Below are 12,108 nucleotides of genomic sequence, written 5' to 3'. Positions count from 1 at the left end.
TATGATTTCTAATGCATCTGCATTCTATTCGCTCTTAAAATCTAAATTTCCATTTGCACCAACTTCTAAGCAGGATATGGTGTTAATGCAGTTATCTCAATTTATTTTTGATAACAATAAAAATTCAATTTACTTATTAAAAGGATATGCCGGAACGGGTAAAACGAGTATAATTGGTACAATTGTTTCAAATTTATGGCAAGCAAAAAAAAGTGCAATTTTATTAGCTCCTACAGGAAGGGCAGCGAAGGTTATTTCAAATTATTCTAAGAAAGAAGCATTTACTATTCATAAAAAAATATATTTCCCTAAAAAGGATAAAGGAGGAGGTGTAAATTTTGTAATGCAACCTAACAAACATCGCAACACTATTTTTATTGTAGATGAAGCATCTATGATACCAGATACACCTTCAGATACAAAGTCTTTTGATAGTAGTTCGCTTCTAGATGATTTAATGACTTATGTCTATTCTGGCCATGAGTGTAAGTTATTATTAATTGGAGATAAGGCGCAGTTACCACCTGTAAAATCTGATTTGAGTCCTGCTTTAGACGAAAACAAACTTAGTTTAAACTATAATAAAGATGTTATTGGTATTGAGTTAGATGAAGTTGTTAGGCAAGGGCAAGATTCTGGGATTCTTAGTAATGCGACAGAATTAAGGGCTGTTTTAGAATCTAATTTTTATGAAAGTTTTAAATTCGATTTAAATGGTTTTACAGATAGTGTTAGGTTAATTGATGGCTACGAAATTATGGATGCTATTAACGACGCTTATAGTGCAGATGGTTATGAGGAAACGGCTATTATAGTTAGAAGTAATAAACGCGCAAATGCATACAATCAGCAAATAAGACAACGTATTCTATTTAATGAAAGTGAATTGTCTGCTGGAGACTATTTAATGGTTGTTAAGAATAATTATTTTTGGTTAAAACCTAATACCGAAGCAGGTTTTATTGCTAATGGTGATATTATTGAAGTGTTAGAGATTTTTAGTATTAAAGAACTCTACGGTTTTAGATTTGCGGAGGTTAAGTTAAGAATGGTAGATTACCCTAATATGAAACCCTTTGAAACGGTATTACTTTTAGATACTATTGATGTAGAGAGTGCTTCATTGAGCTACGAAGAATCTAATCGCTTATATCAAGAAGTCTCTAAGGATTATGAAAATGAAACAAAATACAAACGTTTTTTAGGAGTAAAAAATAACAAGTTCTTTAATGCCTTACAAGTAAAGTTTTCTTACGCCATTACTTGCCATAAATCTCAAGGTGGACAATGGAATACCATATTTGTAGAGCAGCCTTATTTACCTAATGGTATGGATAGAGATTACATACGTTGGCTATATACAGCAATTACAAGAGCTAAGGAAAAGCTATATCTAATTGGTTTTAAAGATGAAATGTTTGTAGAGAAAGATTAAAACAATACTATAATGACAGAAACAATACTAAGTATTTTTTTAGGTGTAGGCCTTTCAGCATCTGTGGGTTTTAGAGTTTTTTTACCTTTATTTGCGCTAAGCTTAGCAGCATATTTTAATGTTTGGGAGCTTAATGAATCTTGGCTATGGATTGGTAGTACAACGGCGGTAATTACCCTTGGTATTGCAACAGTTGTAGAAATTGTGGCTTATTACATTCCGGTTATTGATAATGCATTAGATGCAATTGCTATTCCGCTAGCAACTATTGCAGGTACAGCAGTTATGGTGTCAACAGTTGCAGATTTAAGTCCTGTAATCACTTGGGCTCTAGCAATTATTGCAGGTGGAGGAACTGCAGCAGCAGTAAAAAGTTCTGCTAGTGCAACCAGATTAGGCTCAACGGTTTCAACAGCAGGTTTTGGTAATCCTATAGTTTCAACAATAGAAACAGGGACGTCTATAGTAATGTCTGTAATCTCTATATTTTTACCAATATTAGCTATTGTAGCCGTCTGTTTTATTTTTTACATAATCTATAAGCTTTATAAAAAATTACGACCGAATAAGTCAAAATCATCAAATACCAATTTGAAGACATAATGTCGTTTATAAATCTTATTTTTGAAACTACACAAGTACAAGTTACATAGATGAAAATTATTTCAATGATTCCGGCACGTTATAGTGCATCACGTTTTCCTGGTAAATTAATGCAAAATTTAGCCGGGAAATCTGTAATTCTAAGAACTTACGAAGCTACCGTTGCTACTAAATTATTTAGTGAAGTCTATGTGGTTACGGATAGTGATATCATTTTTAACGAAATTGTTAATAATGGTGGAAAAGCTATTATGAGCATAAAGGAACACGAGTCTGGTAGTGATAGAATTGCAGAAGCAGTTGCAAATGTAGATTGCGATATTGTAATAAATGTGCAAGGAGACGAGCCGTTTACAGAACGCGAAAGTTTAGCAAAAGTAATCGATGTTTTTAAAGATGATAAAGACAAAGAAATAGACTTAGCTTCTTTAATGGTGCAAATTGAAGATTGGGAAGAAATCAATAATCCCAATACTGTAAAGGTGATAGTAGATCAGCAGAATTTCGCTTTATATTTTTCTCGAAGTCCAATTCCGTTTCCAAGAGATAAAGAAGTCGGAGCACGTTATTTTAAACACAAAGGCATTTATGCTTTTAGAAAACAAGCCTTACTAGATTTTACCGTTTTACCAATGCAGTTTTTAGAGGCATCAGAAAAAATTGAATGTATTAGATATTTAGAATACGGTAAACGTATTAAAATGGTAGAAACTACAATACAAGGTGTAGAAATTGATACACCAGAAGATTTAGAAAGAGCGAAGAAATTGTGGAAATAGATTATACTAAAATAAAAGTAATTGGCTTCGATGCCGATGATACGCTTTGGGTAAATGAAACCTATTTTAGGGAAGCCGAAGAAGCAGCAGGTAGACTATTGTCTCTTTATGAAACTCCTAATAAAATTGATCAGGAGCTTTTTAAGATGGAGATTAAAAATTTACCGACATACGGTTATGGAGTAAAAGGTTTCATATTATCTATGATAGAGCTTGCTATAGAATTATCTAACGGAACAGTTGCTAATGATGTCATTGCTCAAATGTTAAAAATAGGTAAAGATATGATTAATAAGCCTATTGAGCTTTTAGATGGAGTAGAAGAGGTACTTAAAGAGTTGTCTAAAGATTATAGATTAATTGTGGCTACAAAAGGCGATTTGTTAGATCAAGAACGCAAATTAGAAAAATCGGGTTTGTTAAAATATTTTCATCATATCGAAGTATTAAGTGAAAAAGAAGCGTCTAATTATTCTAAATTATTAAAGCATTTGGATATTGAGCCTGAAGCTTTTTTAATGGTTGGTAATTCCTTAAAATCTGATATTTTACCTTTGGTGAAAATTGGAGCACAAGCTATACATGTACCTTTTCATACCACTTGGCAACATGAAAAAGTGACTAAAAAGGAAACGAATGGATCTCATTATAAGACCGTAAAAAGTTTAATGGAAATTACAGATTTAATTAGTTAAGATTTGAAAGTACTCAATAAAAACACATGGAATAGAAAGGCTCATTTTGAGTTTTTTGATACCTTTAAAGATCCTTATTTTGGTGTCACTTTTAAAGTAGATGTTACTAAAGCTTATGAGTTTTCAAGTACCAATAAAGTGTCTTTTTTTGTTAGTTATTTGCATGCAACAATGCAAGCTATAAACGAAATAGAAAATTTAAAATATAGAATAAACGAATCTAATGAAGTTGTTGAGTTTGATACTATTCATGCATCGCCAACAATCCTCAGACCTAATAAAACTTTTGGTTTTTCTTTTGTGAATTACAATGAAGATATATTTAAATTTCAGGCTAATTTTTTAAAAGAGAAAGAAAGAGTATTAAATACCAATGAATTGTTTCCTCCTGTAAATTCAATGGATTGTGTGCATTGTTCATCTTTGCCTTGGGTTAATTTTACAGGACATAAAGAACCGTTTAAAGGCGACAAAGATTCAGTACCTAAATTAGCTTTTAGTAAAATGGAAGATTTAGGATCAAAAAAAGAAATGCAAGTTGCTATTAGTGTCAATCATGCACTAGTAGACGGCTATCATATTGGTCTATTTAAAGAAAAATTACAATTTCATTTAAATAGTCAATAAATATAAACTAAGTTGTTATTTTTGTTAAAGATATAAAGTAAATGATATACAAAAATTATCCAATGGTGTCCAGAGTTGTTTTTGGACGTGGAAGTTTTAATCAACTTGATGAAATTCTCGCATCAAAACGCAAAGGGCGTAATGCACCATTTATATTTTATGTTGATGATGTCTTTAAAGGGAATCATTGGTTAACCTCTAGAATAGCTCTATCTTATAAGGATAAAATTATTTATGTACCAACAAAAGAGGAACCGAGAACAGATCAAATAGATCAGTTAGTCGAAGATATTATTTTAGAGTACAGTGAGCTTCCTTCTGGTATTATTGGTATTGGTGGAGGTATTGTAATGGATATTGCAAAAGCCGTTTCATTAATGCTTACTAATAAAGGAGAATCTAAGGATTATCAAGGTTGGGACTTAATAAAACATCCTGCAATTTATCACGTTGGCATACCAACAATTTCTGGTACTGGTGCAGAAGTTTCTAGAACCACAATTTTAACTGGTCCAATTCGAAAACTTGGTATTAATAGTGATTTCACTCCCTTTGACCAAGTGATATTAGATCCGGAATTGACTAAAGACGTTCCAAAGAAGCAATGGTTTTATACCGGAATGGATTGTTTTGTACATTGTGTAGAATCCTTAAATGGTACCTTTTTAAATGCATTTAGTCAAAGTTATGGGGAAAAAGCCTTTGAACTTTGCAAAGAAATATTTTTGGAAGATACATTGAGCAAAGAAGAAGCTCAAGACAAATTAATGATGGCATCGTGGCATGGTGGTATGAGTATTGCTTACTCGCAAGTTGGTGTAGCACATGCTATGAGTTATGGTTTAGGCTATCTTTTAGGTATTAAACATGGTGTTGGTAATTGTATTGTTTTTGATCATTTAGAAGAGTTTTATCCAGAAGGTGTAGCCATTTTTAAAGAGATGAAAGCCAAGCATAATATAGAATTACCTCAAGGTATTTGTGCAGATTTAGAACAAGATCAATTTGATAAAATGATTGATGTTGCTTTAAGCCTAGAACCATTATGGGAAAATGCAATTGGTAAGAATTGGAATACAATTATAACAAGACAAAAGCTTCTTGAACTTTACAAAAAGATGTAAGATGCGATGGTTAGCTAAATTTATTTATTTTAAGTTGTTGGGGTGGAAAGTAGTTGGTAATACTAACTTCTCTCAAGATACCGTAAAGAAGGCTGTAATTATCGCCTTTCCTCATACGAGTTGGCATGACTTTTATATTGGTGTTTTACTCAGAAAAGTTACTGGTGTTAAAACTAATTTTGTAGGTAAAAAAGAACTCTTTATTTGGCCGTTTGGCTATTATTTTAGAGCAATTGGAGGTAGATCTCTAGATAGAACTTCTGGGCAGAATAAGGTAGAAGCTATTTCAAAATTGTTTAATGAGTCAGAAGAATTTAGACTAACATTAGCGCCAGAAGGTACTCGGAAAAAAGTAGAAAAATGGAAAACAGGCTTCTACTATATTGCAAAAACAGCTAATGTTCCCATTATAATGTTTACTCTAGATTTTAAAAATAAACAGAATAAAATTTCAGAGCCGTTTTATCCTACAGATGATATGGAAGCTGATTTTAAATTCATGAAATCGTTTTATAAAGGTGTAGAAGGTAAAGTAAAGGAATACAGCTAGTTTTGGTTAGTTGTTTAATTTTTGGCACAAGAATTGAAGTATTTATAATGCAATGAAACATAAAGTAAACTCCAAGTCACTAAAAAGAAACATTGTCTCAAAAAGCCGTTTAATTAGTTAAACGGCTTTTTTTCTTTTATATAATTATCTAAAAGGTAATTCGTCTGACTTTGAAGCTTGTTTTTAAAGAATTTCATGCCACCAAAAAAAAGGCCTTTGATTCCCATGGCTTGTTTTGCCCATTGGTGTAAGTCAAATTCATCCGTGTGTTTTATAATTAAACCATCTTTAAATTCAAATTTTGCATCAATTTTATTGTGGACTTTTCTTCCGGTTTTACTAAAAGTATAATTAGCTTCCCAATGCGCGGATCCATTAGCTTCATTTGATTCAATATTCGAAAATTCTACGTTAAATCCTTTTCCTTTTTGAGAAGCACATAGCATTAACCACATAGCTTTTGCACGTTCGGCTTTTAAAATTCCAAAGGCAGGATCTTCAAAAACTACATCTTTATGATAGCATGAAGCCATGGTTGGTCCATCGCAATTCTTCAATGCTGTGTAAAATGTTTCTATTACTTCTTTCATATAATTTTAATTTTTAAAACCGCACTCGCTATAAATTCGTAAGTATAGTGTTATTAATCTTTATTTGGTTTAATATATCGAATTAGGAATTAATTGCGATGAAAGGGAAAAAGACCATCTTTAATTAGGTGGTTTTTTTATTTCCATTCCCATTCTATTTCATTTTTATATTCCAAATTTAGGTCAGAAAAATGGTTTTTAAATGCCTCTATATCTTTTATTGCGCGCTTCGGTATTATTAAGGATAACTCAGATTTTAATCTTAAGAAAAAATGTTCTTTTAATTCAATCAGCTTCTCAAATTCAGAATCTTTTATTTTAGTTTGAGTTCCAGAATCAGAGGATTCTATAACATGAGATGATTTATCAAAAATGAGTGTTACTTCTTTACCAATTCTATTTTTAAAATTTTCGTTTATATGGTTTTCAAAATGCTTCTTATATCTGCGTTTAGCATAGAACGGATAAAAAATATACCAGAGTATTGCGAAAGCAAAGAACAGTATATAGATTTCATTTTTCTTTGTAAACATTAGAAATAATCCTAACACCATATAAATGATAGGTACAACCCATCTTGTTTTGTTTCTATTTTTTTTATGCAATTTAGACTTTGCTGAAAAGTAAAGCTGATGTTCTAAAAAATCTGAAAAGTTTAATTGATATTCTAAAGTCATTTTTTATTTAAAGTCTTCCAATTAATAATAAGTAAATCAAAGCATATTAATGTGTGTAGCGTTTAATTTTATCTACAAGCCGTTGTATTTTAGAATACACAAAAGCATTAGTCTTCGCATAATGAAAAGAAATAAAGCAAACGACTGATAGAAAGATGATCGCTCCGATTATGGCTTGCCAAGGCACAAGCGTTTTGCCAATAAGTTGTGTTAAACCAAGACCTGTAAAACTACCGTAAATGATAATAAAATGAATCACATAAATGGAAAGCGTCTTTTGTCCTATTTTAAGTATTAATGGTTGTTTTAAGTAGTTTTCTGCTAAATAGAATAATGAGAATAAAACTAAGACATCTCCTAGCCTTGAAAATAAATAATTATAATAGGCAACTTCTTTAAAAATCGAAATATCTAACCAACTATATAGTTGCATTAATAACCAAGATGATTTAAAAATAAGTGTAATTCCGAATAGAAAAAAACAAGAAACAATAGCCATTTTGAATTTTGGACGTTCTACATAACGATAGAATAAGGTTGACATAAAAGCACCAAAGGCTACATAACCAAACCATGGTATAATATTAAAAATAGAACCATTCGCTTTACTAAAATAATTAGAAAACAGTATAGGTATGTTTGGTAATTCTAAATAGCGATATAGAGGTTCGGTTATAAAAACAATTACTCCAAGAGCTAAAGTAGTAATTGAAAAGAGTAAAGTTTTTTTGAAAGTAAGTTTATAAATTAATACAATAATAATAAGAGATAAGCCAATACACTGTAAAACATCTACAACTAAGAAATAAGAGTTAAATTCACCCATTAGCCATTGAAAAACAGGTGCTCTTAACAAGTAACCAATACCTATAAGCATTAAGCCTCGCCTAAATCCTTTTCGTATTCTTTGTTTTATGTCTCCATTTCGTTTAGCTCGTATGAGCAGGTATGAAAATATGAGTCCAGAAATAGTAAAAAATGTCGGAGCGGTAATACCTCTAAAATATTCCCAAATTTGAAATACAGTATTGTTTGCGTCTCTGTAAGATACTTCTAAAAGTGTGTCTATAAAATGGCCTTGCAACATCATTAAGATCGCAAATGCTCTCACAGCATCAATAAAATATAGACGATTAGGATTCAAGTTGAATTGGTTAATTGCTTTAAATTTTAGTCTAGAATTAAGGTTAAATATTGATTTTACAGCGCTGAGACTGTTTAATCATTTTTAGCGAAATACCCGTCATTTGAAACGGCAGAGTCACTTACGTTTATACTTGCGGTTTTAAACCAAACTTCAGCATAGTTACCATCTTCGTATTGTTTTTGAATATCTCCTCCATGTGTTTCTGCACCAGAGCACCAATTTTTATTTACTTCAGGCGATTTTCCATTCGTTTGATTGTAAGCACCAAGTTTAAAGAAAAGACCTTCGCCTGTATATGCATTTTCGCGCTCTATGCCATCTTGACCAATTGGTACAAATAAACGTTGCGTTTGCTCAGGTATGTCTGCAGTTGTAGTGTATTCTGATTGGATTAAGTTTTTTGTAAAGGTTTTAGTCTCGTGACCTTTGCTAGTAAATTTTAAATTCATAATACCATCCTTAACTTCAATTTCATAGCTAAACTCTTCACCTAATGCAATACCATCTTTTGGTTCTTCAGGATATGTGTTTTCTTCAGTGCCAACAACAGAAAAATCATTGCCCCAAACCGCAGAAGAATAATCCCATCTTCCAGAATTATCTTCACCTGCAGTGTTTATTTCATAATGCCAAAAAACAGAACCTTTGGTGTGGCCAGGGAATTTTTTGTAAAATATTTTTAGTGGTTCATTTTCATGGCCATCCGCACTATGAATCTGTCCTACAACCACGGCATAAGATGCTGCAACTCTAGCATCTCCAGTAGAAGATACATTCATCACTTTTAATGTGGCAGTCAATTTATCGTCAGCCGTTTTAGGATACCATTTTTTTGCTTGAGCCAATTCCGTTCTTGTGTTGTTAGACGTTCCATGTGTGTCTCCTGCGTTAGGCGCTTTATAAACAACCCAATCATTGTCTCCATCATTGGCTGTGTAAAAGAAATCTTTATTTTCAAAATTATTTGCAAAACCTGCATTTGAGCCATCTCCTAATATTAATTTCCAATGATCAAAAAATGGTGTTACGTCGCTAGCGTAAACAGTTTTTGTTGTTTCTACTTGTTTTGGTTCTTTAGCTTCATTTTTACAGCTATATAATGTTGTAAAAGTAAAAAGTATGAGAAACGTTAATAACGATAAGCTTTTTCTGTTGTTCATTTTTAGAGAGTTTTGTTGTCAAAATTAGTTTTGCTAATAGTTTTATTTAGTGATTTTTAAAAGAAGTTAAATGTCTATAATATGGGTTTTATTTTTCCAAATTTTTAAACATTGAGTGTGTATGCATGCTGATTAACGAAGTTAACTATTTTAAACTCATAATCAATAATTTAATATTTCAGTTATAAATTAATTGTAAACATTGCGCTATAAACTTAATCCATTTATTACATTTATAAACTATGGAATTTTTAAATCAACTACTCAGTGACTTTTCATCATTAGCTTGGGGTTTACCTTTGCTTATTTTATTAATTGGTGGAGGTATATATTTATTAATACGCTCGCATTTTTTACCATTTAGGTATTTAGGTCATGCCTTAAATGTGCTTAGAGGAAAGTATGACGATCCTAATGATCCTGGTGAAATTTCGCATTTTCAAGCGTTAACTACTGCATTGTCAGCTACGGTTGGCATGGGGAATATTGCAGGTGTTGCCGTTGCTATTTCTGTTGGAGGACCTGGTGCTGTTTTTTGGATGTGGGTAAGTGCTGTAGTTGGTATGTCTACAAAATTCTTTACTTCTACATTAGCAATTATGTATAGAGGTAAGGATAGTGCAGGCGAAATTCAAGGAGGTCCAATGTATTTTATTATGGAAGGTTTAGGGAAATCTTGGAAACCTTTAGCGGTCTTTTTTAGTTTGTGTGGACTTATTGGTGCGTTGCCTGTTTTCAATGTCAATCAGCTCACACAGGCATTAAATGATATTTTATTAATACCCAATGGTGTTGAAGTTGGGTTAAAATCTAATTTAATTATAGGTTTTATTTTAATCACTATTACAGCTTTAGTCATTTTAGGAGGTATTAAACGAATTGGCTCAGTGGCATCGCGATTAGTGCCAAGTATGGTGGCTTTGTATTTTGTTTTAGTTGTTATTATTCTTATCGCACATAATGATGTGCTGTTCTATTACTTAAAGCTCATTTTTACAGATGCCTTTGCTGCTAATTATTATCCTAAAGACGACACTTTTTTAGGAGGTGTTTTAGGTGCTCTTATTCTTCATGGTATTAAACGTGGAGCATTTTCTAATGAAGCAGGAATTGGCACTGCACCTATGGCTCATGGAGCGGCAAAAACTGATGAACCTATTAGAGAAGGTTTAGTGGCTATGTTGGGTCCTGCAATAGATACACTTATTGTTTGTACGCTTACAGCTTTAGCTATTTTAGTTACTGGTGTTTGGGAAACTACTTCAGATAATGGTGTTAGTCTTACGGCTTCTGCATTTGCAGATGTAATGCCTAATTATGGTAAGTATTTATTACTCATTTGTATTGCTGTTTTTAGTATGAGTTCTTTGTTTTCATATTCTTATTACGGAACAAAGTGTATGTCGTTTCTTTTTGGAGCTGATAAGAAGCATTACTATAATTACTTCTATATTTTAAGTATTCTTATTGGTGCAACGACTAGCTTAAGTATGATGATTAATCTTATTGATGGCGTGTTTGCTTTGATGGCAATTCCAACAATGGTGGCTACAATAATTCTTGCACCAAAAGTGATAAAAGAATTGAAGCGTTATATAGAACGCTTAAAACAAGAATAATTATAGATCTGAAGTATTGAGTTGTTTGCTAACAGAAGCTTTAAACTGTTGAGGAGTCATCATTTCCATCTTTTTAAATTGTCTATTGAAGTAACTTGTATTATTGAATCCAGATTGAAATGCAATTTCTGACATTCTCAGATTATGAGATGTTTTAATCAATTTTTTAGAAAACTTTATTTTTTCAGAATTAATATAATCAATAGGCGAGATACCTAATGTGTTTTTAAATTGCTTATGAAAGTGAGAAGAGCTCATGTAAGCTTTCTTAGCTAATTGATCTACTGTTATATCCTTATTTGTTAAATTCTCTTTAATAAACTTAATAACCGTACCAATTCTAGTATCAGTAAAAATATGGGTGTCATTTGTAATTAGAGATTTTGCTTTAGTTTGAAGTAATCTAACAATTAATTCTTGAATCATCAGATCTAGTAACATATCTTTAGATTTATTACTATTGGTGAAGGTGTACGTTAAGCGTTCTAATAAATGATTTACATCAACATTATTTATAAGATGTGATGTGGTTTTATCTAAATCCCAATTATTGTTTTCATTTTCTATGGCAACATGATGGTTAAATTTTTCAACAACTTCTAGGATTTTAAAAGCGTCAATTCCTAATGCTAAACACTGCGTTGGTTTATTTTTTGTAGCTATAGGGAAATCAATAATCATTTCCTTATTAGTTGGCATTACCACAGATTCTCCAGGAAAGAAATCAAAAGCATCAAAACCATCTAGGTGCATTATTTTCTTTCCGGTGAGCATACTCGCAATAATAGGAAAATCGAAAGTTAAAGATACTTTCTCAGCAATGGCGTGGGTTTCGTAAATATTAAGCTCAGCATATTCCGCATTGTAAGTGGTCCTATTCTCTACTAATGTAGTTAGTTTTCTATGGCTTTTATGTTGCGTTAATAAGTTGCTCATTCTCAATATTACAAAAAAATAGTCTTAAAATTTGTTAATAATAGATATGTTCAAAAATATAATCAATATGTTCAAGTTATTAAGGTTTTGATAAAATAACTTTATCAAAACTAAAGTATAAATAATATTTATGCTAAAAAAATGTATAATTAACAATAAAAGACAT

Annotated in this window: 13 protein-coding genes; 8 read left to right on the top strand and 5 right to left on the bottom strand. The window is 31.5% G+C overall.

Annotation, left to right across the window (positions count from 1 at the left end; translation table 11 throughout):
• The first annotated feature begins 1 nt into the window (after position 1).
• The 7 genes from ACJJVO_RS07320 (at position 2) to ACJJVO_RS07290 (ending at position 5,813) form a co-directional block, all read left to right on the top strand.
• Positions 2 to 1,435 carry an ATP-dependent RecD-like DNA helicase gene (locus ACJJVO_RS07320; protein WP_405572291.1) on the top strand — a complete coding sequence of 478 codons (1,434 nt, stop codon included), beginning with the start codon at positions 2 to 4 and terminating at the stop codon, positions 1,433 to 1,435.
• A 9-nt stretch (positions 1,436 to 1,444) separates the two neighbouring features.
• A complete protein-coding gene (locus ACJJVO_RS07315) occupies positions 1,445 to 2,038 on the top strand; it encodes a DUF4126 domain-containing protein (protein WP_405572697.1) in 594 nt (197 codons plus the stop codon).
• 65 nt (positions 2,039 to 2,103) lie between these two features.
• Entirely contained in the window at positions 2,104 to 2,817 is a 714-nt protein-coding gene (gene kdsB, locus ACJJVO_RS07310) for a 3-deoxy-manno-octulosonate cytidylyltransferase (protein WP_282032014.1), read from the top strand.
• Positions 2,808 to 3,512, top strand: a complete 705-nt coding sequence (locus ACJJVO_RS07305) for an HAD family hydrolase (RefSeq protein WP_405572288.1) — start codon at positions 2,808 to 2,810, stop codon at positions 3,510 to 3,512. The genes kdsB and ACJJVO_RS07305 overlap by 10 nt, the downstream gene beginning before the upstream one ends.
• 3 nt (positions 3,513 to 3,515) lie before the next feature.
• Positions 3,516 to 4,139: a CatA-like O-acetyltransferase gene (locus ACJJVO_RS07300; protein ID WP_405572285.1), complete on the top strand. Its 624-nt coding sequence runs from the start codon at positions 3,516 to 3,518 to the stop codon at positions 4,137 to 4,139.
• Between the two features lie 41 nt (positions 4,140 to 4,180).
• Complete coding sequence (locus ACJJVO_RS07295) at positions 4,181 to 5,263, top strand: iron-containing alcohol dehydrogenase family protein (RefSeq protein WP_405572282.1); 1,083 nt, start codon at positions 4,181 to 4,183, stop codon at positions 5,261 to 5,263.
• 1 nt (position 5,264) lies between these two features.
• A complete protein-coding gene (locus tag ACJJVO_RS07290) occupies positions 5,265 to 5,813 on the top strand; it encodes a 1-acyl-sn-glycerol-3-phosphate acyltransferase (RefSeq protein WP_405572279.1) in 549 nt (182 codons plus the stop codon).
• Between the two features lie 113 nt (positions 5,814 to 5,926).
• Here ACJJVO_RS07290 and ACJJVO_RS07285 read toward each other — a convergent pair whose 3' ends face one another.
• The 4 genes from ACJJVO_RS07285 to ACJJVO_RS07270 form a co-directional block, all read right to left on the bottom strand.
• Positions 5,927 to 6,403 carry a nuclear transport factor 2 family protein gene (locus ACJJVO_RS07285; RefSeq protein ID WP_405572276.1) on the bottom strand — a complete coding sequence of 159 codons (477 nt, stop codon included), beginning with the start codon at positions 6,401 to 6,403 and terminating at the stop codon, positions 5,927 to 5,929.
• Between the two features lie 137 nt (positions 6,404 to 6,540).
• Complete coding sequence (locus ACJJVO_RS07280) at positions 6,541 to 7,080, bottom strand: YcxB family protein (RefSeq protein WP_405572273.1); 540 nt, start codon at positions 7,078 to 7,080, stop codon at positions 6,541 to 6,543.
• A 46-nt stretch (positions 7,081 to 7,126) separates the two neighbouring features.
• The gene (locus ACJJVO_RS07275) at positions 7,127 to 8,224 is read right to left on the bottom strand and encodes a heparan-alpha-glucosaminide N-acetyltransferase domain-containing protein (protein ID WP_405572271.1); all 1,098 of its coding nucleotides are present in this window, start codon (positions 8,222 to 8,224) and stop codon (positions 7,127 to 7,129) included.
• 74 nt (positions 8,225 to 8,298) lie between these two features.
• Positions 8,299 to 9,387, bottom strand: coding sequence for a polysaccharide lyase family 7 protein (locus tag ACJJVO_RS07270; protein WP_405572268.1), 1,089 nt, complete (start codon positions 9,385 to 9,387; stop codon positions 8,299 to 8,301).
• A gap of 242 nt (positions 9,388 to 9,629) precedes the next feature.
• Between ACJJVO_RS07270 and ACJJVO_RS07265 the strand changes: the two genes are divergently transcribed.
• Positions 9,630 to 11,006 (top strand): alanine/glycine:cation symporter family protein, encoded by a 1,377-nt coding sequence (locus tag ACJJVO_RS07265; protein ID WP_405572266.1) that lies wholly within the window; start codon positions 9,630 to 9,632, stop codon positions 11,004 to 11,006.
• Here ACJJVO_RS07265 and ACJJVO_RS07260 read toward each other — a convergent pair whose 3' ends face one another.
• Positions 11,007 to 11,942, bottom strand: a complete 936-nt coding sequence (locus ACJJVO_RS07260) for an AraC family transcriptional regulator N-terminal domain-containing protein (protein ID WP_405572263.1) — start codon at positions 11,940 to 11,942, stop codon at positions 11,007 to 11,009.
• Positions 11,943 to 12,108: the final 166 nt, after the last annotated feature.

It is taken from the genome of Winogradskyella sp. Asnod2-B02-A, from assembly GCF_045063645.1.
In the GTDB taxonomy this organism is placed as follows: domain Bacteria; phylum Bacteroidota; class Bacteroidia; order Flavobacteriales; family Flavobacteriaceae; genus Winogradskyella.
The sequence above is the reverse complement of the archived record's forward strand: the minus strand, read 5'-3'. Positions and strand labels throughout refer to the sequence as shown.